General features: G+C 37.5%; 18 protein-coding genes and 13 tRNA genes. 25 read left to right on the top strand and 6 right to left on the bottom strand.

Annotated elements, in window-relative coordinates; all coding sequences use genetic code 11:
- Nucleotides 1-673: 673 nt before the first annotated feature.
- The 4 genes from DRF60_RS15110 to DRF60_RS15125 form a co-directional block, all read right to left on the bottom strand.
- On the bottom strand, nucleotides 674-1,585 hold the full coding sequence (locus DRF60_RS15110) for a terpene synthase family protein (protein WP_238640222.1): 912 nt from the start codon (nucleotides 1,583-1,585) through the stop codon (nucleotides 674-676).
- A 175-nt stretch (nucleotides 1,586-1,760) separates the two neighbouring features.
- Complete coding sequence (locus tag DRF60_RS15115; protein WP_116012849.1) at nucleotides 1,761-2,777, bottom strand: terpene synthase family protein; 1,017 nt, start codon at nucleotides 2,775-2,777, stop codon at nucleotides 1,761-1,763.
- A 346-nt stretch (nucleotides 2,778-3,123) separates the two neighbouring features.
- Complete coding sequence (locus DRF60_RS15120) at nucleotides 3,124-4,602, bottom strand: serine hydrolase (protein ID WP_116012850.1); 1,479 nt, start codon at nucleotides 4,600-4,602, stop codon at nucleotides 3,124-3,126.
- A gap of 87 nt (nucleotides 4,603-4,689) precedes the next feature.
- Nucleotides 4,690-5,262, bottom strand: coding sequence for a helix-turn-helix domain-containing protein (locus DRF60_RS15125; RefSeq protein ID WP_116012851.1), 573 nt, complete (start codon nucleotides 5,260-5,262; stop codon nucleotides 4,690-4,692).
- Between the two features lie 526 nt (nucleotides 5,263-5,788).
- Here DRF60_RS15125 and map point away from each other — a divergent pair.
- Complete coding sequence (gene map / locus DRF60_RS15130; RefSeq protein WP_111959080.1) at nucleotides 5,789-6,553, top strand: type I methionyl aminopeptidase; 765 nt, start codon at nucleotides 5,789-5,791, stop codon at nucleotides 6,551-6,553.
- Nucleotides 6,554-6,670: 117 nt separating this feature from the next.
- Here the strand turns inward: map and DRF60_RS15135 are convergent, their stop codons facing one another.
- Nucleotides 6,671-8,812: an outer membrane beta-barrel protein gene (locus DRF60_RS15135; protein WP_116012852.1), complete on the bottom strand. Its 2,142-nt coding sequence runs from the start codon at nucleotides 8,810-8,812 to the stop codon at nucleotides 6,671-6,673.
- Between the two features lie 306 nt (nucleotides 8,813-9,118).
- On the opposite strand from DRF60_RS15135, the gene DRF60_RS15140 reads away from it, so the two are divergent.
- The 3 genes from DRF60_RS15140 to DRF60_RS15150 all read left to right on the top strand — a co-directional run bounded on the left by DRF60_RS15140 (nucleotide 9,119) and on the right by DRF60_RS15150 (nucleotide 11,784).
- Nucleotides 9,119-10,165: an MBL fold metallo-hydrolase gene (locus DRF60_RS15140; RefSeq protein WP_116012871.1), complete on the top strand. Its 1,047-nt coding sequence runs from the start codon at nucleotides 9,119-9,121 to the stop codon at nucleotides 10,163-10,165.
- Nucleotides 10,166-10,222: 57 nt separating this feature from the next.
- Nucleotides 10,223-10,873, top strand: a complete 651-nt coding sequence (locus DRF60_RS15145; RefSeq protein ID WP_116012853.1) for a hypothetical protein — start codon at nucleotides 10,223-10,225, stop codon at nucleotides 10,871-10,873.
- A 125-nt stretch (nucleotides 10,874-10,998) separates the two neighbouring features.
- Nucleotides 10,999-11,784 carry a TatD family hydrolase gene (locus DRF60_RS15150; RefSeq protein ID WP_116012872.1) on the top strand — a complete coding sequence of 262 codons (786 nt, stop codon included), beginning with the start codon at nucleotides 10,999-11,001 and terminating at the stop codon, nucleotides 11,782-11,784.
- A 74-nt stretch (nucleotides 11,785-11,858) separates the two neighbouring features.
- On the opposite strand, the gene deoD is transcribed toward DRF60_RS15150, so the two are convergent.
- The gene (gene deoD, locus DRF60_RS15155; RefSeq protein ID WP_116012854.1) at nucleotides 11,859-12,569 is read right to left on the bottom strand and encodes a purine-nucleoside phosphorylase; all 711 of its coding nucleotides are present in this window, start codon (nucleotides 12,567-12,569) and stop codon (nucleotides 11,859-11,861) included.
- Nucleotides 12,570-12,878: 309 nt separating this feature from the next.
- Between deoD and DRF60_RS15160 the strand changes: the two genes are divergently transcribed.
- The 21 genes from DRF60_RS15160 (at nucleotide 12,879) to DRF60_RS15255 (ending at nucleotide 24,772) form a co-directional block, all read left to right on the top strand.
- Nucleotides 12,879-13,268, top strand: coding sequence for a VOC family protein (locus tag DRF60_RS15160; protein WP_116012855.1), 390 nt, complete (start codon nucleotides 12,879-12,881; stop codon nucleotides 13,266-13,268).
- A 161-nt stretch (nucleotides 13,269-13,429) separates the two neighbouring features.
- The gene (locus tag DRF60_RS15165) at nucleotides 13,430-14,071 is read left to right on the top strand and encodes a hypothetical protein (protein ID WP_116012856.1); all 642 of its coding nucleotides are present in this window, start codon (nucleotides 13,430-13,432) and stop codon (nucleotides 14,069-14,071) included.
- A gap of 5 nt (nucleotides 14,072-14,076) precedes the next feature.
- On the top strand, nucleotides 14,077-15,210 hold the full coding sequence (locus DRF60_RS15170; protein ID WP_116012857.1) for an AAA family ATPase: 1,134 nt from the start codon (nucleotides 14,077-14,079) through the stop codon (nucleotides 15,208-15,210).
- Entirely contained in the window at nucleotides 15,183-15,926 is a 744-nt protein-coding gene (locus tag DRF60_RS15175; protein WP_116012858.1) for a hypothetical protein, read from the top strand. The genes DRF60_RS15170 and DRF60_RS15175 overlap by 28 nt, the downstream gene beginning before the upstream one ends.
- Nucleotides 15,917-18,298: a hypothetical protein gene (locus DRF60_RS15180; protein ID WP_116012859.1), complete on the top strand. Its 2,382-nt coding sequence runs from the start codon at nucleotides 15,917-15,919 to the stop codon at nucleotides 18,296-18,298. The genes DRF60_RS15175 and DRF60_RS15180 overlap by 10 nt, the downstream gene beginning before the upstream one ends.
- The gene (locus tag DRF60_RS15185) at nucleotides 18,288-19,994 is read left to right on the top strand and encodes an APC family permease (protein WP_116012860.1); all 1,707 of its coding nucleotides are present in this window, start codon (nucleotides 18,288-18,290) and stop codon (nucleotides 19,992-19,994) included. The genes DRF60_RS15180 and DRF60_RS15185 overlap by 11 nt, the downstream gene beginning before the upstream one ends.
- Nucleotides 19,984-21,006 (top strand): soluble NSF attachment family protein, encoded by a 1,023-nt coding sequence (locus DRF60_RS15190; RefSeq protein WP_238640221.1) that lies wholly within the window; start codon nucleotides 19,984-19,986, stop codon nucleotides 21,004-21,006. The genes DRF60_RS15185 and DRF60_RS15190 overlap by 11 nt, the downstream gene beginning before the upstream one ends.
- Before the next feature lie 844 nt (nucleotides 21,007-21,850).
- A tRNA-His gene (locus DRF60_RS15200) sits at nucleotides 21,851-21,923 on the top strand.
- Between the two features lie 104 nt (nucleotides 21,924-22,027).
- A tRNA-Lys gene (locus tag DRF60_RS15205) sits at nucleotides 22,028-22,101 on the top strand.
- A gap of 6 nt (nucleotides 22,102-22,107) precedes the next feature.
- A tRNA-Arg gene (locus DRF60_RS15210) sits at nucleotides 22,108-22,181 on the top strand.
- A 7-nt stretch (nucleotides 22,182-22,188) separates the two neighbouring features.
- A tRNA-Asp gene (locus tag DRF60_RS21205) sits at nucleotides 22,189-22,260 on the top strand.
- 66 nt (nucleotides 22,261-22,326) lie between these two features.
- Nucleotides 22,327-22,398, top strand: a tRNA-Pro gene (locus DRF60_RS21210).
- Between the two features lie 99 nt (nucleotides 22,399-22,497).
- Nucleotides 22,498-22,571 (top strand) — tRNA-Ile (locus DRF60_RS15215).
- Nucleotides 22,572-22,662: 91 nt separating this feature from the next.
- Nucleotides 22,663-22,734 (top strand) — tRNA-Asn (locus DRF60_RS15220).
- 247 nt (nucleotides 22,735-22,981) lie between these two features.
- A tRNA-Cys gene (locus tag DRF60_RS21215) sits at nucleotides 22,982-23,063 on the top strand.
- A 154-nt stretch (nucleotides 23,064-23,217) separates the two neighbouring features.
- Nucleotides 23,218-23,301: transfer RNA gene (locus tag DRF60_RS15225), tRNA-Tyr, on the top strand.
- An 84-nt stretch (nucleotides 23,302-23,385) separates the two neighbouring features.
- Nucleotides 23,386-23,457: transfer RNA gene (locus DRF60_RS15230), tRNA-Glu, on the top strand.
- 336 nt (nucleotides 23,458-23,793) lie between these two features.
- Nucleotides 23,794-23,867: transfer RNA gene (locus DRF60_RS15235), tRNA-Leu, on the top strand.
- A 57-nt stretch (nucleotides 23,868-23,924) separates the two neighbouring features.
- A tRNA-Phe gene (locus DRF60_RS15240) sits at nucleotides 23,925-23,997 on the top strand.
- Between the two features lie 7 nt (nucleotides 23,998-24,004).
- A tRNA-Gln gene (locus tag DRF60_RS15245) sits at nucleotides 24,005-24,077 on the top strand.
- A 209-nt stretch (nucleotides 24,078-24,286) separates the two neighbouring features.
- Complete coding sequence (locus DRF60_RS15255; protein ID WP_116012862.1) at nucleotides 24,287-24,772, top strand: ribonuclease H-like YkuK family protein; 486 nt, start codon at nucleotides 24,287-24,289, stop codon at nucleotides 24,770-24,772.
- Nucleotides 24,773-24,812: the final 40 nt, after the last annotated feature.

A 24,812-nucleotide genomic window follows, 5' to 3' on the forward strand; every position in this document is an offset into this window, starting at 1 on the left:
ATAAAGAGTTTTGGAAGACCTTATTAACAGGTTTTTTCGTCTATTTAAGTTTATTGATTATTGTGAAATGCTTATCAGATAATTGATTGAATATTTAATACCAAATTACAGGAATTGCAATAATTACATTCTTACATCCTAAAAATAAGATTAAGTTTCTGCTGCAACAATACTGCAACATTTTGTATAAAAGGATGAAAATGATTGAAATTGAATAAAAATTAGAATTTGATTAAATTATTGGAAACCAATTAAATGAAAAGAAATGAACGTAATTGATAAATATACTAGACTGACTCATAATCAGGTGGTCCCTGGTTCGAGCCCAGGTGGGACCACTTTTTAAATCAAGCACTTACAGAGATGTAGGTGCTTTTGTTTTGTGATGGGTAACACATAGGTAACACAATTTTTCCTATTCTAACTTTTCCTTATTTTTGAATATGAAAGTAATAAAGCCCCCTTTTCATTGTTATTCTCTAAAAATCTGGGTGGAGAAGTTTTTACTGTTGTCTGGTAGTTGCTGAATTTCGAGATATTATAATCTCTTACACTCCGAAATGCAATAAAAATTCCTGCAACGTTTGTCGGAGGAATTTGATAATCACTAAAAAAATAGTTCTAAAACATTATAATCATTATCTATAATTTTTGTGATGAGATCAGTTATAATCTAAAGTGATGTATTTTCAGTTTCCCTATCCGGCCATGCAAAGCATTCGGGATCATAACGATTTGTATCTACCAGGTAAAAAGTATTCAGACCTTGTATCAGACTGCCCCAGCCTAGGAACAATTGTTTTACCTGTTCCTGGTACTTCCCAAAATCAGGAAGATCTTCCTGTAAAGCAACAAGTTCTGCAAGATCATCATCATGAATTTTCATGGCTTCAGTCATGGCATCTTCTAATGACAAGTTATAGTTTCGCTGTAAGACGATAACGATATTCATAACTTCGGTATCCTTGCTGAGTTCTTTTTTCAATCCCTGGATATCATTCTGCCAGGCAATAATTCTGGACCATAGGGATCGAACACGTTGTATTACAGGATGGCGTTCTACCTCTTCTGTTAAAAAGGTGCAAAACTCTGCATCAACCAGATAGAAATAAGGAAATATTACAATTGAATATTCGCGGATTACTTTAAACAATGCAAGTGAAGGTACTGTTTGGGTTGCCTTATAAGTTGCCTCTTCTTGGGCACCATATCTTGTAACGGTGTAAAAAGTATCTGCCAAGCGTTTCATCCATTCATCAGGCATAAAAGCGCGAAATTCATCTCTGATTTTGGCGGCCTGGATGAAATAACCGGGATCTTCCGGAGTAAGGCTGTCCCCCCTGAATATTGCTACGAGTCGCTCGCAATATTTACTGACTTCTTCTTCGGTTGCATATTCAAGCTGATCATCAAATATGGTATGGAAAACGACATACCGATGCATAGGTGTTACGCGCTCATAACTTGCATAAGGATACATTCTTGCCGAACACCTGTGCAGGTTCATGCTCTTGTATCGTTCACGTATATTTTCAGATAAATATACATAATCAGTATCAATCCAGTTTCTGTAATCAATACCCATTTGTTCCACATTCGGATTGATTTTATCTGGCCAAGGGTAATAACCTTGAGGTAGGTAATTCGACGGGTTGTAATCTTCTGGTTTCATTTTTTTAAATTAAAGTGATAAATTGATGTTTGATAGTTTGGTGTTATGATAGAATATTTTTAATTTAAAAATATTCTTATACAAAGTATTATTGAACCTGATTCAGCTTTGCTTTTAGTTCTGCTGCTCCAGGAAATTCAGCTGCGGTATAACGATCCAGTTTTGTAGATATATTTTTCCATCCGCTCAGTACCATGCTCATATAATGTACCCAGTTGACTACCGCGTCCTGCCAGATCCCAAAATCAGGAAGATTGGCTTGTAGTTCTAAAAATTCTTTCAGATCTTCATTGTGAAGACGTAAATCTTCAATACAAGCTTCTTTGAGGGACATCTGCCGTTCGTGTTGGATCACTTTTACGATATTGTAATAAATACTGCCAGTTACTTCATCCTTTAGTACAGATTGTACTTCATTAAAAAAAGTAACCAGATGGCAGGCAAGTGTTTGCAGGCGAATGATTACTGGATGTGCGTGAATCTCCGGCGGAAGCACTATTCCTGTTTCTAACTCTGTAAGCTGTAGAAAGGGATAGAGGCAGATAGAATTTTCACGCAATGCAATACATTCGCTCACACTGGGATAGGCTTTATTTTTCTTGTATTTTAATTCCGTTTCTAATCCTGTAAAATACCTACTGATCATTTGCGTAAAACGGGCAACTGATTCCTGTGGGATAAATTCCAGGAGTTCTTCTCTTAAAGAAGCTAGCATAGGTCCTAAAGGTATTCCTGAATCCTTAGCAGTTATTTCACCTTTCAATATCGCAATAGACTGGGTGTGTACATACCCGATATCTTCCGGCTCACTTTCTTCATAGAGATCATCATTGTACAGAGTCCATAGCATTAACCTGCAGATGGGTTTGAACCGTTCAGGTGGTGCTGTTGGAAACCATTGGGCTGCAATATGTGCTGTTTTGGTTTTTTTGTACTTTTTCCGAAGGTCGGGGTTCTGCTCATACAACCAGAGATATTCTCCGTCGATCCATTGATTTTCAGTGATCTGTTGTAATTGTTCGGCATTGGGGTTTTTTAATGTAGGGAATGGGTACCTGAACTGCTGGCGAAGGAGTTCAAGGGTACTAAAATTTTCAGTATCCATATTGTGTGAGTTTTGGTTTAGTTTTACGCTAATGTATAATTTTATTTTTAATATTTTAGTGTTTTATTTCACATAATTGTTATTTATGTTAGAATACTCTAAGATTTATATATTATAGAATCTTAGATGGTAATTTATCTGTAAAAATAAATTAAGAATCTATTTGTTGGAATTATCACCTTTGTTATTACATGATTTTAATACTTTTAAAGTTTAACATCCTAGCAGAAGCGAGAAGCTTGGAATATCCCAAGAGGAGTTTGGTCACTTGGAGAAAGAGTGATGCAAAATATATTTATTAATATTTAACAGCAGCCCGTCTTACCTTTTAATAATAAGATGGGCTTTATTTGGTTTCAATCTCAATAAGTTTTTTCCCGTTTTCTCCTAAATAATGGGTAAGAAGCTTTTCATAAACTTTATAGCCTGTATCGGAATTGGTGAAAATGAGAATTCCCTGCTTAGTTTTTGGAAGTAAGAAAGTGATACATTGTGTTCCGGAATCTGAACCGCCATGAGAAATGGCAAAATCTCCTTTTCCGAGGTCATATATTTCGAAACCCAATCCAAAGTATTTGTTTTCTTTGGTTTTAACCTGCTTTTTGAACATTTCCTGATAAACATTTTCTGTTAAGCCTCCACCATTCAAAATGTTGACAAGGAAATTTCCATAATCTTCTATGGTGGTATGCAGATCATCAGCTGCATTTGCTGTTTTATTTTTGACAATTTCGTATGGTTTTCCCGCTTTATCATAGCCAATTGCAAATCTGGATTCTGCCGTATTCTTACTCCAGACATAATCTGTATTACTCATGTTTAATGGACGGAAAACGAGTTCTGCTGCTAATTGCTCCAGTGGTTTTTTAAATTTATCTTCAAGTGCTTTTCGCAGATATTCAAATCCTTCTCCGGAATACTGGTATTTTGTGCCGGGATCAAATTCAAATTTTAGTTTTTTATTTTCCGTTTGCCACCTCCAGTTTCGAAAACCGGTTTGATGACTCAAAATAAGTCTTGTCGTTAGTTTCTTATTTCTGGGATCTTTTAATATATCCGGATCTGTCCAATATTTATAGAGAGGTTCATCAAGGTTCCATTGACCTGAATTTATCAATTGCAGGGCAACCATTGCCGTGACCGGTTTGGTAAGGGAAGCAACATTGAAAATCGTGTTGTAAGGTGCTGAAATTCCATTTTTAATTTCTCCGAAAACTTTTACCTGCTTTAACTTTCCTTCTTCAATAATTCCTAGTCCAAGGGTTTTAATATTATTTTCTTTCAGCCAGCTTTCTATTGCGATGTTGTTATCAAAAATTGAAATCTCAGTTTGTTGCGGTGAATAAGGTCGATGACCGAAGCTTAAAGATGTTGTCAGCTTCCAGTCTCCATTTTCCAGTTCCCAAACATTCGAGAACCTGGCAAAGCCTTGTTCGCTCCCGGGAGCCTCGTTGAATATATGTGCTCCGTGTTGAACAGCACCATAAAGAATTTCATTTTTGTAAAGGGGAAAAATTTCTGTGCTTCTTTTTACTAGAGTTCTTTTCACCTGACGAATTTCAGGATTTTTGCAAAGTCCGTTTTTTAAGTCATTTAAGAATTTTGCTTTATCAGAGATTCCATCTTTATCATGATAAAATTTTAGATTTTCACTCAATAAATTTTCATATTGCTTAATATCACAAGTATTAAAACCTATGGAAAAAAGCAGACTGTCCTTGGCTAAAATGGTTTTGTAAAGATCGCTCGACGGGCCTGCCTGTGCCTCAGTTTTTTGAGATAAGAATATAAAAATAAGGAGCAGTAAAAAACGAATTTTTGTCATTGTTATAATTTTCTGTAAAGATTGAAAATTAGACATTTCAATGCCAAAAAATCAACCCGACAAAAACCCGACAATTGCCCGGCGAAATTATAGTATATTGAAATTCAGTTTATAACGAAGCTTTTTATTTCTGTCTATTTCGGCCGTATTCCTAAGAATAAGAAAAATATTGGATAAAACAATCAGGGTAATTAATACCATTGTAAATGAGCGTCCAAGTTTTAAAAAGATTCCCAGCATAAAAATAATAGGTGCCAGAACAGTCCAAAAAATCTGAAGGGTAATGATCTGTTTTGTGATAAAATTTTTCTGTTTTAATAGGCTGGAAAGAATAAAAGGAACCAAAATATTAAGGGGAGGAAGAATGACAAATAGAATAGAAGAAAAATTGATAAGCTTAGCTTTTGAATAATCTATAGAATGATCTTCAGGATTTTGTACTGATTCTTCAATTGCTACTTCGGCTTCAGGTTCTATTGCTTTATTTAATAATTCGTATTCGGGTATTTCTAAAGTTTTAGAAAGCGTTTTAAGTGTATGTCCTTTAGGTTTAATTCCTGACTCTATCCTTTGAATTGTTCTGACAGAAATACCTGATCTTTCAGAGAGTTCTTCCTGAGTTAAATTCTGTTGTTCCCTTATCTGTTTCAGTGTGGACATACGATTTTTTTATTGCGCATAATGTTCAAATTTACGCATTGTATTTATATTGTGCATTTAGTTTTTGTATTAAACAACTTAAAAAATAAGTGTTATTTTCAAAATTAATTAATTATTATTTACTTAATAAATTATAGCGAACTATGGTACAGGAGTACTCGAACAAACTAAGCTTTTGAATCTCATGAAAAAGCCCTCTGATCATTCAGAGGTACTATTTGAAGCACATGCTTGATTACAGCTCAATTAGTAATAAGTAGAATCTATCGGTCGGCAAATACAGTACTATTGGCACAGCAGAAGCTTTCTCCACAATGTTGTTCTTCATTGAAACATCTTATCCTCCTTGATCATTTTTAGATTTTCCCTTGAAATTTTCTTAATTTAATATTTTTAGTTTAAAATAAACTTAATGCGCTTCTGCGCGAGATAAATAATATTTCAAATCCTTAACTTTGTCGTTTTCAAGGGGTATTTATTGAACTCCTGAAAAATATTTTCCACGTATAACCAAAAAGAAATAGCCATGTCAATAACGAATGAACATGAATTGGCAGGAATGCAGAAAGTGAGTGAAGCTGTAGCCTATACCTTAAAAGAAATGATTAATTATGCCCAACCCGGTATGACAACAAAAGAAATTGATGAATACGGGGCGAAGATTCTTTCAGATTTTGGGGCAAAATCAGCTCCTTATTTAACGTATGGTTTTCCGGGTTGGACCTGTATCAGTGTGGATAATGAATTTTGTCATGGTATTCCAACTGATCAACGGATTTTAAAAGAAGGAGATCTGATTAATATTGATGTTTCAGCAGAACTCAACGGATATTGGGCAGATAACGGGGGTTCTTTTGTTATTGGAAAAGATATTAATTCCCACCAAAAACTGGTAGATGCTTCCAAAGATATTTTACAAAAAGCCATCAATAGTATAAAAGGAGGCGTAAAAATAGCTGATATTGGATTTCTTATGGAGACTGAAGCTAAGAAAAGAGGTTTTAAAGTAATTAAGAATCTTGCCGGGCATGGTGTTGGGAAAAGCTTACATGAGCAGCCTGATGAGCTGTTTAATTATAAAAACCGTTTCGATTCCAGACGGTTCAAAAAGAATTCTGTGGTGGCCATAGAGACATTTATTTCAACATCTTCAAACCTTGCTGTAGAGCTCAATGACGGTTGGACTATGGTAGGAAACAAAGGCGGTTATATGGCACAGCACGAACATACCATTGTGGTGACGGATGGAAAACCCATTATTTTAACACAGATGAATGAAATCCTGAACTAAGGATATCCTTAAAATATAATAAAAAGACACTTACATCAACGCAAGTGTCTTTTTTAGCTATTATTTTGTTTGCTTATCTCGTTTGTAAATAGTCTGCCGGCAATGATTTTCTTCCTTTTATTTTCCTCCGCCGCTGCTTTTTTCAACATCCGTTTTGGTATTTCCTTTTACCTTCTGATTTCCAAAACGTTTCACAAAAGTGAGTGAAAATCCATACCAGTCAGATCTTGTAGAACTTCTGGTGGTTCCGACCTGGCTGAAGCTGGTGGAATCAAAATTGGGTCTGCTGAAAATATTCATCAGTTGAAGGCTTACTTCCATCTGCGTTTTAGGGAATATTTTGGTAGCAGAGATATTGTGGAAAATATTCGTTTTATTTGCATAGGAATTTCCGTTGTTCTGGTTGGATAGCTCTACCCAGGCACTCAGGTTAATGTTTTTATCAAACAGGTTGGTGTACGACAGATTCGCTGAAGCACCCAGATAGCTTATATAATTTTTACCCTTCAGGTCATTAACCTCGTTGAAATCATGATTGTCAATATAATACCATCCGACTCCTACATTCACGTTCATTTTATTTTTCAGGAAAGTCTGGTTGGTATTCGCAAACAGATAATACTTCTGTACTTTTCCGTTGAAATTAGCAGGTAGGGTAACCGTTCTTCCATTTTCCTCCGCAATAGATGTCCAGTAATCCCTGTCAGTGTACATATATCTGGCCGAAAGAAAATACTTTTTCAGAATTCCGAATTTCATATAGAGCCTGTGACTGGGGTTAGGCTCCAGGTCCATATTTCCTCGAGAGTATGTTCCGTCATTGGTAGGCACAAGAAACGGATTAAACTCCGAATACCAGGGGCGCCAGAGATTACGGTTATAAGTCAGACTCAGATCATATTTATCCGAAAAAGAATATTTCACCAAGAGATTGGGAAGTAAAGTACCGTAAGAATCTTTTCTTTCCGTACCGGCTACATCCTGTCTCATTTTATAATCAATATGTTCATAACGGACTCCCACTCTTGTTTCCAGCTTCTCGAAGAAAGTTTTGCTGTAGTTCACATACAGGGAATTGATATTATCTTCATAGTGGAAAACATCCTTCGGACGGAGATTATCTGCATTGTTTCCGGACACATTATTCGGGATCACATTGTTGTTGAAATCCATTTTTCCACCCACTTCAAAGTTTCCGCCCTTTCCAAGCGGTTGTGTATAATCTACTTTCAGATAATAATTTCGAGTCTGTTCATGAGAATTCAGGCCTAACAGGCTCACAGCCGGTGTTATGTTAGATGTTTTTAAAAACTCATTTCTGTTTTCCTGAGAATTATAATTGGTTCCTAAATTGACATCTAATATCCTGTTTTTCTCTTTATCATAATATTTATAAAAGATATTGGTTCCCAGCGTCCGGTAACGCCCTGTTGCATCCTGATCCTGATGGTAAGAATCAAACAGCACATCATTTTTCGATCTGATAAAGTCAGAATCCGATGATGTGGAACTTTTACTTTGATAATATTCAAGAATAAGCCCTATATTATTTTTATCATTCAGTTCATATTCAGAGGTAGACGAAAGAGAAGGACTTTTATTTCTGCTTATATTTTCATTGTTGGTTTGGGTAACATCATTATCCTTATATAAAGAGTTGATGTATAGACTTCTCTGTGCCCATGTATTGTCACCGTAATTTCCGACAAAGGTTTGTGTGAAATTTTTCTTATGATAATTAAGATTAAGATTCGTATACTGTGAATTTTTAGTATTCTGTCTGTTATTGAAGGTTACACTGCCCTTCATTCCTTCATCGTCTCTCTTTTTGAGTACAATATTGATGACCGATCCGGCTGTTTCATAACGGGATGACGGACTTGTGATCACCTCAATTTTCATCAGGTTATCCGCAGGAATGGTTTTCAGATATTCCTTTAATTCCTTCCCTGTAAAAACAGATTTCCTGTCGTTGATGTAGACCGTCACCGATTCACCTTCCGCTTTTATAGCATCATTATTATCAATACTCACCAAAGGCGTCATTCTAAGCACATCCCAGGTTGTATTTCCTGCAAGGATAGAGCTGTTGGATACATTAAACACTGTTCTGTCCACCTTAGATTCTACAGTCGGTTTTCTGGCTGTTAATGTAACCCCCTCAATCTGATTTTCCTTCTCCTTGATGGTGTCATTTTTTACTTGTGCAAATGCTAAAGAACCGATTAATAGAGCAGCGGAAGATATAATTATTCTCATTCAAAGTGATATTTCACCAATAAGACAGTTATTAAAGGAGGTTTGTTACATCACATCGGGAAAATAAATGAAAAATTCACAGATACCGTTATCTTTATTGAAAATCATACTCCATAAGAGGTGTCAGGCTAATCAGCTTTATTGTTTAATGCAAGGCAGTTACAGACTATTGTACAGAAGATCTTTGACGATATAAAGTAAAATACTTCCTTTATTCGTTGATTCATATAAATAAGAAATCTATTCTTATATTTATTCATCTGATACATTTTAATGATCAGGATTCAGAGCATAAAAACAGTGATAATGAATTTAAAGAAACAAATGGGGCAGTTTCCCAACGAAAAAAGAAAAACCTATTTCAGCACGCTGACCAACTATACCAACGGAAAATTTCAGAATATACTTCCCACACCTGCATTACTGGAAGGAGAAAGCATGACTAAATTACTCCTGCAGGCACTATGCAAAGTTGAGAATACAAGTCCGAAATCATCCATTCCCTTTGTGATCACAGATCTGAAAAACCTTAAACCGGAAGAAAATGTTCTTGTATGGTTCGGGCACAGCTCTTACTTTATCCAGATCGATGGCAAAAAATTCCTTGTAGATCCTGTTTTCAGTGGCAATGCTTCACCAATGCCCGGTTCCATAAAAGCTTTTCCGGGATCAGATCATTACAAACCGGAAGATATGCCGGATATAGACTTCCTCCTGATTTCCCATGATCATTGGGATCATCTGGATTATTCCACTGTTCAGACGCTTAAAAACAAAGTAGGTCAGGTGATATGCGGACTGGGGACAGGGCAGCATTTCGAGTACTGGGGCTGGGATTCAGAAAAAATTATTGAAAAAAACTGGTGGGACATCATTCATTTAGCAGATGGCTTCACCATTACACTGACTCCTGCAAGACATTTCTCAGGAAGACTTCTGAACCGGAATATCTCCCTGTGGACATCATTTATTTTACAGACTCCATCTAAAAAATTGTTCTTAGGCGGTGACAGCGGTTACGGAGATCACTTTAAAGAGATCGGGGAGAAGTACGGATCATTTGATCTTGCGGTGATGGAATGCGGTCAGTACAATGAAAAATGGCCTTACATTCACAGCCTTCCGGAGCAGATCATCAAAGAAGTTCAGGAAATCAAAGCCCAAAACTTTATTCCGGTACATAATTCTAAATTTAAATTAGCCCAGCATCCATGGTTTGAGCCATTGGAGCTTGTTTCAAAATATGCAGAAGAAAATGGTATTCCGGTTACACTTCCTATGATCGGAGAAAAAACAGATCTCGATCAGCTGGGAGAAATAACCTGGAAAAAATGGTGGAAGGAATTGATGTAATTCAGAGCTTTGTAAACAATCTTTATTCTGTATATCAATCTTATAAAATATCTGTAAATGGATATGTTTAAATCCTGTATTTCATTAATTTCAGATCCCTGGAAAGAAAAATATCGGGCTGTTCTTGCCAGAGAGCATCTACAAACTATGGAAAATAATATCATGAAATTTCAGAACAAGAGTCTGGAATGGGAGCAGCCATATTTTAATGAAGAAATTAAAACAGACAGAAAAGAAAGTTTTGAGCTTTTTATCAATATATTTCAAAACAAGGATACTGATGAGGTAAAAGCAGCTCATCTTGAAAAAATACCTTTTGAACACTGGTTGAATATTTTGGGACAGCGCCTGACTTCTACCAGCGTTCGTGATGAAAATGCTGTTCCACCTTTGAAAGATACTTTGCTTGAAGCCTGCCGGAAACCTTTTAACTGCGAAATTACCATTGCGCAGAGAGCCTGGGAAAAACATATCGGAAGAATGGATGATGAGTTTTGGGGCGAGATCAAAGGAAATAATCTCCAGAAACAGGAAAAAGTCATGGAAAAGATCAGCCATATTCTGGACAACAGAACCTGGTGGAATGTTTTCTATCATTACAAACATGAGCTTGTTTTTGAAGCCAGGGAAAAAGAAGGTCACGGGATCCGTTGGAGCCACGGAGGAAAACAGTTAATCGGTTTCCTGGAAAAATTTATCAATGAATAGCATATAAACTTTACTTGCGTAAAAAGATTGCGTACCGTGCAGATAATTTTGCAGAGATAAAGCTTCAGATCAAAAAATTAACAATACAAATCAATCTTATCTGTCCTTTATACAAAACAAAACAAATGAATACATACATTGATATTGGCATTAACCTGACCAATAAACAGTTCTATAATGAACACGAAGAAATTGTTAACCGCGCCCTGGATAATGGAGTGGAACAAATGATCCTCACCGGGACTAGCGTACGTGGAAGCAAAGAATCTGCTGAAATCGCAGAAGAATATCCCGGGATTTTATTTTCTACAGCAGGAATTCATCCCCACGATGCCAAATCCTTTAACCAGGAGAGTATCCGGGAACTTGGAAACCTTTTAAAATTAAATCATGTGGTATCGGTAGGAGAGTGCGGACTGGATTTTGACCGGGATTTTTCTCCAAGACCTATTCAGGAAAAATGCTACAGAGCCCAGCTGGAATTGGCCGTTGAGGTTCGTAAGCCTCTTTTCCTTCATGAAAGATCAGCTTTTAAAAAATTTAATGAAATTACAGATGAATACCTTACCAACTTGCCGGAAGCTGTTGTCCATTGTTTCACAGGAACGCTGGAGGAAGCTAAAATCTATCTGGACAAAGGGTTTTATCTGGGATTTACCGGAGCTATAAGTGATGACAAAAGATTTAAACAGCTGGAAGATGTAATAAAATACACACCGATAGATCGTATGATGATAGAAACTGATGCCCCGTTCATGCTGCCGAAAAATATGCCGAGAATGCAGAACCGCCGGAATGAACCTTCCTTCCTGCCGTATGTAGCACAGACAATCGCACACCTAAAGAAGATAAGTATTTCAGAAGTCGCACATGAAACTACGGAAACCGCCAGAAATTTTTTCAAACTATAAAAAAGAGCTCTACTCATCAGGTAAAGCTCTTTTTTATGGCGAAACTGCGAAACAGCAGCTTAACTTCTTTTCTATTAAAGACTTTTTATCGCTGATTCCAGAGCCAGCTCCATCATTGGTTTAAGAGCTTTTTCTCTTTCGTCGGCGGAAATCTTTTCGTGGGTAGGAATAATATCGGTTACCGTAAGAATCGTCGCTGCATTTTTTCCTAAATATTGTGCATTCGCAAATAATCCGAAAGCTTCCATTTCTACAGCCGGACAGTTGTATTTCGTAGCAATAGCAGGAACATTCGGGTCTTTTCTGTAGAAAATATCGCTGCTGTGTACATTGATCGCTTTGGTTGCTAAAGAAAGCTCCTGAGCCGTTTCATTGATCGTTCCAAAGATATTTCCCTGGTGAGGAAGAATCTCATCTTCAATTTCCCATGCATATTTTGCATACGTACTTTCACTCGCTGCATTTTCAATATTTAAAATATCAAAAAGTTTAAGGTCTGTTGTATAGGCTCCGCACGTTCCGATCCTGATGATGGTATCTACTTCATATTCCGTAAATAATTCAAAAGAATAGATCCCGATGCTCGGAAAGCCCATTCCACTGGCTCCTACAGTAATTTCCTTACCTTTATAAAGACCGGTATAATAAAAGATTCCTCTTGTTTTGCTGACCAGTTTAGCATTTTCCAAATAATTTTCAGCAATATATTGTGCACGAAGCGGATCCCCCGGCTGCAATACTACTTTGGCAATTTCTCCTTTTTTTGCACTGATGTGAATACTCATAATGTTATTTTGAAGCGACAAAGATAGCAACTTTTAGATTGTAACATCTCAACGTTTGTATTTCAATACCCTAAGTTTTCTAAGTACAAATTCCCCTCCTCCGGATGGGGGGCAGATCGAAGAGTTGACGGGGTGGTTAAAAAAGGAAAAAATTTCTCCGAACAAACCTCATAGATTTCCAAAACCTATGAGGTTTAATCAGAAGTTTAATATTTAGTAATGCCAATACAGTTTCAAAAGAGAATAACACAGAAGAAGTATTTGCGAAACCTCCTTCTTATTTTAGCAAAAGTTAAAAGATTAGTCATAATGAAAATTGAACATATTGCTTTCTGGGTAAAAAATCTGGAAAAGGTCAGAGAATTTTATCAGAAATATTTTGGAGCCGTTTCCAATGAGAAATATCATAATCCCGTAAAACATTTTCAGTCCTATTTTTTAAGTTTTGATAATGGATGCCGCCTGGAAATCATGACCAGACCGGATATTCAGGAAAGCAAAAATTCTTATGATGTCCAGCAATATGGGATCACTCATTTAGCATTCTCGACAGGCAGCAAAGAAAAAGTAGATGAACTGACAGAAATTTTAAGAAAAGACGGTTACACTATAGCCGGAGAACCGCGTACAACAGGCGACGGCTATTATGAAAGTGTTATTCTGGATCCCGAAAACAATATTATCGAAATAACAGATTGATTTGCAATCTGAAAATAGGTTCACAGGATTAAAATATCTGCGACATCTGCGAGAGTAAAAATACAACATCAAATATCTAAGTCATATCATAAAGATTATTTAGCTGCCAATCACTCACATAAAAAATTTTATTCTCTGCAAAATAGTTTTATTTTTGTTAGATGACAGAAACCAAATCACCATTTTTAGACACTATTTTTCTGCTTCGGAAAAGCGGCTGTATTACCGTTTTTTCAACTTTACATGAAATCTCAAAAAAAGAAGAACAGGAAGCTGGTGATTATTTTGAAGCAGAATTGGAAAAAGAAAGACTGGAATTTTTATCTACTGAAATCCATTGCCATAAAGAAGCTGCAGTTTGGGCTGCGAAAGTTCTGTATTACAGTGCACAGCTCTACCTCATCCGTGAAAACACGGCAAAAGATCTGGATAAGCTGATCCCAAAACTGAAAATACCATCCGATACTTCCTCTATTTTGTCTGCAGATCTGTCACTAAGATTTCTTCCCCAGATCATAACTTTAATGCAAACTGCTGATCCTTATGATCCGTTGGTTAAAATTCTGGAAGATATTCTTACACAGTTTCATTATTCCGGAATTGGATATCATCTTAATCTGGAAAAAGTCAACTGGGAAAAAGAGCTGGAAGACAAAATCTACAGGAAATTATATCTCGAAAGGATTGTTGAGAAGAAAGCCTATGCTCTTGCAGAAATCCCTTATATTAATCAACTCCTGTTGGCTGATTTTGGGCTGTATAAAGATACGTATTGGAGAGAATTAAAAATAATAACCGAATAAAATTAATGATACAAAATATTGCAAAACTTAATACCGTCCTCAACTACGTAAAAGATACTTTCGTAGGAAAAAATGATGTTGTAGATCTTTTGGGAATATGCCTTCTGGCCAAAGAAAATGCATTTCTGTACGGACCTCCGGGTACTGCAAAATCCGCTATCGTAAGAACACTGTCCAAAACAGTAAAAGATGGAAAAAACTTTGAATATTTATTAACCAGATTTACAGAACCGAACGAAATTTTCGGTCCTTTTGACATTCGTAAATTAAAAGAAGGGGAACTTCTCACCAACACCGAAGGCATGATGCCCGAAGCTTCACTGGTCTTCCTCGATGAGATATTCAATGCCAACTCTGCAATCCTTAATTCACTGCTGACCGCTTTGAATGAAAAAATCTTCAAAAGAGGAAAAGAAACAAAACATCTCCCGGCCCTCATGTTCGTAGGGGCCAGTAATGTTCTTCCGGAAGATGAATCTCTGAACGCATTATTTGACCGTTTTCTGGTTAGAATTAATGTTGATTACGTAAATCCTGAGCTGCTTCAGCAGGTACTTCTGGCCGGAAGAAAGCTGGAAAACCAGACAGAGAACAATATTCCTGAAATTCAGGCAGATGAAATCAGAGAGCTTCAGAATCTGTGTAAAACCATAGATCTGAGGCCCATCTACGAAGTCTATTTAAATACAATTATCAGCCTGAGAAATACAGGAATTACCATTTCCGACCGTAGAGCCGTAAAACTTCAGAACCTGATCGCAGCAAGCGCCCTGATTTGTGGAAGAAAGGAAGCTGTGCTTTCCGATCTTTGGGTCCTGAAACATATTTGGGATACAGAAGAACAGATCGAGATTCTGGAAGGCATCATCAACAGAACCATTGAAAAAGACGATAACCCGAAATCTCATCCACAGGCGATGCAGAACAAAACTCCTAATCCGGAGGAAGTGATGAAGGACGTAAAAATCCTCGTGGAAAAATGGAACAGCGGAACGTTGAGTTTTGAAGAACAGAACGTGATCAAAGATAAATTGAGATACCTGCAGACCCGTTGCGACTGGATCAGAAATCCGGAGCAGAAGCAATATATCCAGCAAGAAATTGAAAGCTTATGGCAGAAAATCCTTCAAACGGTATAAAAGAATTCTGGGCAGAATTTCCCCGGGCCAATGAAGATTTTCTTGGGGCTATCCGGGACTGGAAAAATGTACAGATTGCAGTAGACGACGAGACGGTTTGGCTGAAAGACTTTACCGAAGAGCAGGCTGTATCCGCAGATATTCAGCAGCTTCCTAATTTCATACTGTACGAATTGCGCGATGGACTTTTGTTCAAAAAAGAGGCATTGGTACCAAGTAAAAAAATGAGAACGGCCTTACTTTGGTCACCGATAGATAAAGCATTACGGCTTACATTTCCTGCTTCCAACAATAATTATTTTGGGATCAGCGAAAAAGTGGAAGTCAGATTGAAGCCGGGAAATGAAGAACATTCTGCCGTAGCACTCTTAAGTTCAATAACAGAAATTAAAGACAGCATTCCTGCACAGCCAAATTTCAAACTGGATAAAATAGAATGGGCAGTTATTGATGATAAAGCATTGTTTCTGGGAACACCGTTGCTGAGCCTGCCCGGAAAGACCTATTGGACCAGAGATGGCCATCTTTTACCTGCAGGTTTTGACTTTGAATTTAAAAATTTGAGTTCTCTTTTACAGCAGCAATATAATAAAGAGTCAGAAAAATGGCTGTTATGGAACGAAGACGGTACTTATCTCCCTATTAAAAAAGGAGATTTCCGGCCATTATCTGTAAGTTCATTCCGTCTTACTGAAAAAACGAAAGAATGGATTTAACCGAATATTTCCAGTCATACGAAAACTACTTTTGGGAGTGGGAAACCGACGAGGATATCGCCGGAGATTCCGGGTATCATGACAATAACCTTGTCTCCATTCCCGGTGTTGGGGCTATAGCCTACAGACCTTACGTCATGGAAATCCTGAAAGAGCTTCAGCCACAGGGATGGCCTCCGTTTGGAGCCTTGCTGATGGTTTTGTATGCGATGCAGGACGGTTATACCGATTTTGCAGGCCCTTTGAAACATACTGCCAATTTTCACAGCATCGGAAATTTTGAGTTTACTGCAGAAAAAAGCATCGAGTTCCTTGAAAAGCTGAAATCTATAAATAAAATCTATAAGCAGGGACAGAACAGAATTGTACTACTCCAGACAATTTTCCAGAATTCCCACAACAGGACAGCTCCCGGAAAGGCAGAAATGATTCTGACCACCTACTACAAAAGACCCCATGTGCTGGCAACTAGTGCAGGGAAAAAGTATGCCGGACCGTCAGCCATTAACAGAGACTTGAGTACACTTAATCTACTGAATGAAAAATTCCCCACAGCCCAGTCTATTGTTGATGCCATGCGGGATCACATGGATGAACCGGAGTTGGATGATGAAGTCGTGGAGGAAGAAACAACTGTAGAAACCGATAAAGATTTTATCCAGCAGCTAATTGAAGAGCCCAAAACATTTCAGGTAGGAAGCCTGATCAAAAGAATCTGGAGCGGACTGAGAATTCCTATGCGTCACCTTTCTCCCGGGGAGCAGCCCATTGGAGGGATCTCAGATATGGCTAATAAGGGTGAACTACATAGAATGCTGCTGTCCGAATTTGCCAATGACGATGAGGTTTTCATGAACCGCGTGGCCAATAACGAAGCTCTGTATATCCAGAGAGAAATTCCGCCGGAAGAAAATATTTTTGAACGTATTATTTTAATTGATACTTCCCTGAAAAACTGGGGAACGCCTAAAGTATTGGCCTTTGCATCGGCTATTGCGGTGATCAGGCATCCGAAAGCACATTCGGAGTGTAAGGTTTTTACCTTGGGACAGGCAGGTATATCCGTTTCTCTTGATAAACCGGAAAATGTTATCGAAACCCTGAATCTGGTCAGCCCCATTCTGGATGTTTCAGAAGCACTTGGGAAATTTTTTAATGAAGAGCATACCGAAAAAGAGCTTGAAGTTTTCTTCATTACTCACCAGGAAAACCTTGCTGATGAAAAGACAAGGAAAGTGATCCACGAAAACAGGGACAGACTGAAATTCCTGATCACAACATCTTCAGATGGCGAACTGAATTTTTATAAACATCATAAAGGAGCGCGCAAGCATATTCAGAAGATAAGGCTTCCGCTTCAGGAATTATGGGCCAATCCGCCACAGCGTAAGCAAAAGGTTCATAATGTTAACGGTAAAAAAACAGATCTGCCGCAAAACTATCCGATCCTGTTTCCGACTCCATCCAATAAAATTTCCCAGTTTCTCTATGAAGGCGAATTTTATATTTTGAGTTCAAAAAAACAGCTGTTGAAAACTTATCTTTCTGATAATTACTACGACCGAAATTCCTATGATTACTATAAAACCTATCATGGATGCGAAGTTTTAATAGAAGATATTTCTGTGAAACCAAGAGGAGAGTTTGCTCTCGCTAAAAACAAACAGCAGCATTTTATTTTATGTCAGTATCAGCCGGATAAAAAGCTTATTTCAAAACTGAATCTCAACACAAAAGAATATTCCGAACAGAATGTTACCGGACTCAATATCCCCAGTTCATACCATCTGATCTATTTCGGAAGAAACTTTTACCTTCATCAGCCTATGAATTCTTCCCGTTATAAGATCAGTTTAGAAGGAAATATCTCTGTGGAATCCATATTTAACGATGATAGTGAAATAGATAAAAATATAGCAAAAGCAGAAGCAGAAGTTGTCAAACTGAATCGAAGCGGCATGAAAATAATCAGTAACTTCAATAAAATAGGAATCAATGAGAATAATAATCTCGTCATTTCCGGAAATGAACTGTGCAGGCTGTATGACAACTCATTAAACCTTTATAAAAACAGATTTACGGTTAAAATCCCTGCAGAGCAGAACAAAAATAAGTTTACATTTCAGGATGGCAGCGAGATCATTACGGATTCCCGCGGAATGCTTACTTTTAAAAGCAGCAATACCGGTATTCCTACATTTTATATTCCTTCCACGGAGTATGGATTTTTGGCCTTAGCAACCAATACAGAGTATGGAGGTTCGGAATATTACCTTCCGAAACAGACCCTGCTGAAAGTGAAGACTATGGAAGAAATGTATGCTCAGTATTTAACAGCATTTATTGATCAGATCCTGGATTATGGAGCTTAGAATAAAACCTTTTCCGAAAAACAACTATCCTAAAAAAGGGCTTTTGATCAAAGACCCGTCGCCTTGCGTATGGCTTTATGAAATGGAAGTATTGGGAATAGATCTCAATAAAGTAAAATCTTATGCTATTCCGGCAGGTCAGCCTGATGTCTTGTACGGATGCTTGCTTGTATTTTATGATGAAGCTCCACAGGAAATCGGGAAAAATGCTTATTTCCAATGCGTTGATGACAGACTTTTTATTCCTGAGAATACCACATTTTATCCAAGGATCAACCCGGAAGACTGGAAGTCTATCGGCTCCCGGTTTGTTATTATGCATCCCGATTTTGGTTTTGTGAAGCTTTCAGAAGAAATTGACTGGATTTCTGTGCTAAATGAACCCGAAATAGCAGAAGGCAGAGTCAGAAAACCATCGAATGGGGTGAAAATACCTCAGCATATTGAAAGCTTTGCCGTTGAAATGGATGATGAAAAAGTTCTGGCAACCCTTCAGCAGCCGAGAAATGAAGAAGAATGGATGAAAAACCTGCCTTTTGACCTCAAAAAAGTGATGGCAGGAAATAAAAAAGAAATTGAAAAGTATTTAAAATATTTAGAAAAATATCCCGACAGAGCCGTAGAATTAGGAGTCCCTTTAGATATTATGGGGACTTCCCGTGGTGACGGTTTTGGAAAGTTCACTTTTGGAGACAGCTGGCTGAGTGCCCTGTTCGGAGGTTCGGACGATAAAAAAGAAACAGCCGGAAGCCGGAATTTCCGATGGATATTCTGGGGTGTTGTCGTGATGGCTATACTCTTAAGAATCTTTATGCCTTCAGATAAAGACAGAACCGTGAAAGAGGATTTTCTGGTTTCATCCGGTAAGATCATGAACGGAGCTGAAAAAGCACAGGCAGATATGATCGCTTATCAGTCAGGTGTGACGGATATTGACATGAAAATTGACTCTATTTACGGAAAAACAAGAAAAAAGCTTTCCAGTGAATATGTTGCGGCTGGTGCTGCCATGTCAAAAGACAAAAACGAAAGGGAGCAGTATAAAAAATCAGGTGGCAGAAACCTTGGAGAGGTTGGAAATGATATTGAAAAGCTCAATGCCAGAGAACAGAGCAGCAGGGACTCCCTGAAAATTATTTATTCGAAAAAAATAACGAAACATCTGGTTCAGCAGGAAGCCACTATGAAACGCAGCATTTCAGATTCCCTCAAACAATACAGTAAGGGAAAGCCGGTTAATGGCGAAGTGGTAAAATTTGTTTTAAAGAAAAAACAGGCACTCGTAGCGGATTCTCTTGGAAAACTGTACGGAACACTTGATATAATGGATCTTCCACCTACTCCTGTTAAAGATTCAAAAATAGGACAGCTTGAGTCTGGGGACAGCAGTTTACCTGAAAAAACAAAAGTTTCAGATATCCTGTATCTTGTGATTTTCATGTTTGGAGCAGTGGGGATTTATTCTTTCATCTTCAGAAGGAAATCACTGAACCTTGGCGGAGATAATGTGCCTTTATGGGTAAAGCTGATTCTGTCTGCCCTCCTTGTTTCCATGTTGGTCTATCTGTTTTTCCCATTGATAAAGATGTTCGGGTACAACTGGTTTGTATGGATCCTGGTGATCTGTGTCATCCTTCTTCTTTACCGCCTGTTCAGCGAAGATAAAACCATTTTAAATCCTGAAGATGATGAATAAGCAGAAATTTATAGACAAATTCCTCATTGCATTTATGATCCTGGCGGTGTTTAAGATCATTGGTATCGCAGCACAGTTATTTCACGAAAGCTTTTGGAGTGTAGTGGGAACGCTGGTGATTTTTCTTGTCGTAGCTTTTATAATCATGATTGTGATCACAGCTTTAAAAGATAAAGAACAGAACCTGAAAAATTCTGGAAGGAGAGGTTCCGGAAGTGGAAATTTTTATCTTGAAACCTCTTTATTTGATAGAATCAGAAATAAATATGAAGAGCTTGCCGAAAAATATATCGCTGAAAAGGATTATAAAAAAGCCGCAAAAGTGTATATGAATCTTCTTCAGGATAATTTTCGTGGTGCAAAAACACTGGAAAATGGAGGTTTTTACAACGAAGCAGCGGCAGTCTATCTAAAAAAACTAAACAATAAGTCAGAAGCAGCATCCTGTTACGAAAAAGCAAAGCAGTACAAAAAAGCTATTGATCTGTATAAAGAAATGCAGCAGAAAGAAAAAGTAGGAGACCTCTACAAAGAACTGAACGATATTAAAAATGCCCACAGCTACTATCAGATGGTGGCAGACGACTATACGGCCAACAGCCAGATGGTAAAAGCGTCTTTGGTATACAGCAAAAAAATGGAGCTGCCGGAAGAAGCCCAAAAAGTACTGTTGAAGGGTTGGAACGAAGATAAGGATGCATTCAACTGCCTGAATAATTATTTTGCCAATGTTTATGACATCAAAAAACTCGAAACTGAAATTCAGAACCTTTATCAGAAAACACCTTCCTATAAAAAGACCATCTACCTTGAGGCAATGAAGCATGAATTTAAAAAAAATCCAAAACTACAGCCTGTAATACGAAGTATCGCTTATGCAATTATTGCAGAAAAAGTGGGGACGCGTTCCGAGATTATTAACGAACTGAAACATTTCAACCCTGAGGATAGTGTGATCCTGAAAGATATTTCGAGGTTTAAAACAGGAAGGAATAAGATGTTGAGGAATTAAGATTGAAAGTTTAAGCAGAATTATGTTCTGTCAACAAAAACAAGGGAGCTGAGGGGCTTGATGCCACTTTGGTTTTATCTCTCTTCCCAGTGAGCAAAAGGAAGAATTTCATTGCTCAAAAACAATTTTTCATATCTTTGCGCCAGAAAATTATGACACTACAAAGAGCACATATCAATGTAAATCTATGCGATAGCCCTTCAATAAAAGGATTATTCGGATACGAATGGATGATATGGAATGAGGCGAAATGTGCTTGCTTTGAAAATTATTTACAATAAACCTGTAAAAATTTAAACAAAATACCGCAGAAACGCCTCGATAACTCGAGGCGTTTCTTGTGTTTTAAGCCATAAATTATTTAGAATGGAAAAAAATAGCCATAAAAACAAAAAATTTTTAATTAACAATGAACATTTAATACGATAAATAAGAGTGATAAGTAACCCGATGAGAGACAGTCATTTAGGTATTTAAGAAATCCGCAGGATATTGCGGATAGGTATTTCTTATGCTAAAATTTAAATTTAATTAATTGATTATCAATGTTTTAAATGAAAAATAAATTTGTGAGTTAAAAAAAATCATACTTACTTTGCAACCGAAAATTGAAAGCAACAGGTTTTCAGGATTCAAAAACTTTTTAAATAACAGGAATATAATGAAACAATTACATAACATATCTAATCAGTATTCGAGATTACACGGACAGGAGCCGAAAGGATATGCATGTATCATTCTCGATAGTGAATTTATAGATAAAAGGTGCTTATATACGTGGATCAGCTAATGATCTCTTACGTCAGAATATACAGCACCTCCCAAAAAGAGGTGCTTTTTTTATGGTTTCTTTAGCTTATTTGGTAAAGCGCCGGTCTGTGGAACCGGAGAACAGGGTTCGATCCCCGAAGATACCCAACACATGTGAATGATGAATCTTGTGAAATGTGAAATGGTCAATGGTGAATTTAAAATTGACAAGCAAAGCGAATTAGCAATTGACCATTCACATTAAAAAAACAATCTCATAGCTCAATGGGTCAGAGCACCGGTCTTTTAAACCGGGGGTTGAAGGTTCAATTCCTTCTGGGATTACAAAACAGTTTTGTAGCTCAATTGGATAGAGCGTTGGTTTTCTAAACCGAAGGTTAGAGGTTCGATCCCTCTCAGAATTACAAAAAAGGTCTATTGAGGTAAAGGCTAACCTGCCCGACTGTCTCTTGGGTACTGCGGGTTCGATTCCCGCATAGACCGCAAGGTTCATGGAAAATTTTAATTTCGGCTGTCTCCCGGAAGCAAAATGGAAACTGAACCCAAAAACTGGAAAGATAACGGTGGTTGTTTACCCGTCTTGGACGCGGGAGGTCGCAAGTTCGAATCTTGCTTTCCAGACTAAAAAAGTGAATGGTAAATTGTGAGTTTGCTTCGCAAGTGAATTTAAAAATTGGCCATGAAACGGATTGACATTTTGCAATTCACAAAAATAAAAACGATTTCGTAGCTCAATTGGTTAGAGCGTCGGTCTGATACACCGGAGGCTGAAGGTTCGAGCCCTTCCGAAATTACAAAAGATGAAAAGTGAATGGCGAATTTGCTTCGCAAGTGAATAAAAATTGACCGTGAAACGGATTAACAATTCACCATTCACATCAAAAAGATTTCGTAGCTCAATGGTAGAGCGCCGGTCTGTTAAACCGGAAGTTGAAAGTTCGAATCTTTCCGGGATCGCAGATAACTAAATGTTAATTGTTTCAAAAGAAGAGAAAAAAGGTATGTCGAGAGCAGAAGATCTTTACGCCAAATATGGAAAATACCGACAGCCTTTTTCTTTTTTATTGAGAAGTTAGATGAGAGAAATTAGAAGTTAGAAGTTAGAAGTTAGAAGTTAGAAGTTAGAAGGGGTGTAAATTCACTATCAACTATCAACTATCAACTATCAATCATCATTGATCAATTATCATTTATAATCACATCTGATGGTTCGCCGAAGTGGAAGAGTCGGGGCGGTCTGCAAAACCGTTGCATAAGCTGAGTGGGTTTGAATCCCATAGCCATCTCAAATAACTAAAATGAGATTAGTTCCGGAGAAAAAGTAAAAGTTTGTCGAGCGAAGAAGTTCTTATATCAAACTAAAAATTAAGACAGGCTTTGTTTTTCTTCAAATAGAAGTTAGAAATTATCCATTACTAATTGCCTATTACTCATTATACTGGAAGCGCGCCGGAGTTGGAGAGCCGGGGCAGACTGTAAATCTGTTGCTTTATTGCTGAGTAGGTTCGAATCCTACCGCTTCCACAAAAACCGCTGATAATGTAAGGGCAGCATGCAGGAAAAGTACTCTTGTTGTTCAGGTTCGACTCCTGGTCAGTTGGTTTAAACGTTCCATTCGTCTAACGGCTAGGACGCCTGTTTTTCGAGCAGATGATAAGGGTTCGATTCCCTTATGGAGTACATATGTGAATGGTCAGAAGTCAATTGTGAATTATGAATACCATGAAAGTTCAGATTGAGAAATAAATTGATATGATCATTCACAGAAAAACAGGAAAGAGAAAGGTTTGTCCAGCGCAGAAGATCTTACAAACACAAACTACAGGCATAGTTTTAAAGACAGACTTTCTCTGACCTTAATTATAAGTAATGAATAATTAGCAATAAGTAATTTGGCTGGTAATGAATGGTCAATTGTGAATTCATCAAATGTGAATTAAAAACCATGAAAAAATTGACAGCTGACCATTGACAATTCACAAATATTACAGATTACTCATTACTAATAAAAAAACCGCGGGAATGGTGGAAATGGTAGACACGCTTGATTTAGGCTCAAGGTTTTGGGGGTTCGAATCCCTTTTCCCGTACAGAACATAAATGATGATAAGGCTATTTTGGGATTATTCATTACTACTCATAAACAGGGATCAGTGGTGTAGAAGGTCTGCACATTTGTCTGAAAAGCAAAGGGGAACCGTTCAATTCGGTTTTGATCCACAAAAAATGATTCATAGTGTAATGGGTCAGCACACAAGACTTTGACTCTTGTTGTTCAGGTTCAAGTCCTGATGAATCAACAAAAACTACTCGGATGGTGTAATGGCAGTATCTCAGTCTCCAAAACTGATGATATCGGTTCGAGTCCTGTTCGGAGCGCAAAAAAGTGAAAGGTCAATAGTGAATTTTGCTACGCAAGTGAATTTTTAAAATTGTCAGCAAAGCGAATTGACAGTTCACAATTAACAAATTAATATATAAACAAAACAAATTTAAAACATGTAAAAAAATGGAAACGCAACAAGAAGTATGGCAGAATATGAAAGGAAATTTTTTCCAAAAACCTATCACACAATTGGTAGAAGAAGCCATCATCCGCGAACAGGCTAACGGTCACCGCCTGAAAGTATGTGTGGGCTCAGATTCCCATGTTTACGGTGAAGCGATTAGCTATGCTACGGCAGTAGTATTTGTACGTGAGGGAAAAGGAGCGTTTACCTTTATCAGAAAAGAAAGACAAATACAGAAGATCAGTATCAAAGAACGAATGCTGAACGAGGTCAACAGGTCCGTAGAAATTGCTTACGCTATCTGTGCCGTTCTGGATGCTTATGGTGTGGAAATGGAGGTACACGCAGACATTAATACCGACCCTGATTTTAAGTCAAACACAGCATTGAAAGATGCTATGGGATATATTCTGGGAATGGGATATGTGTTTAAAGTAAAACCTTATGCATTCGCAAGCTCCAATTGTGCTGATATGATGGTTTAAACAATAAGAGTAATTGTATTCACAGGCTTTCGGGCTTAAA

Origin of the sequence: Chryseobacterium elymi (genome assembly GCF_003385495.1) — a bacterium.
Taxonomy (GTDB): domain Bacteria; phylum Bacteroidota; class Bacteroidia; order Flavobacteriales; family Weeksellaceae; genus Chryseobacterium; species Chryseobacterium elymi.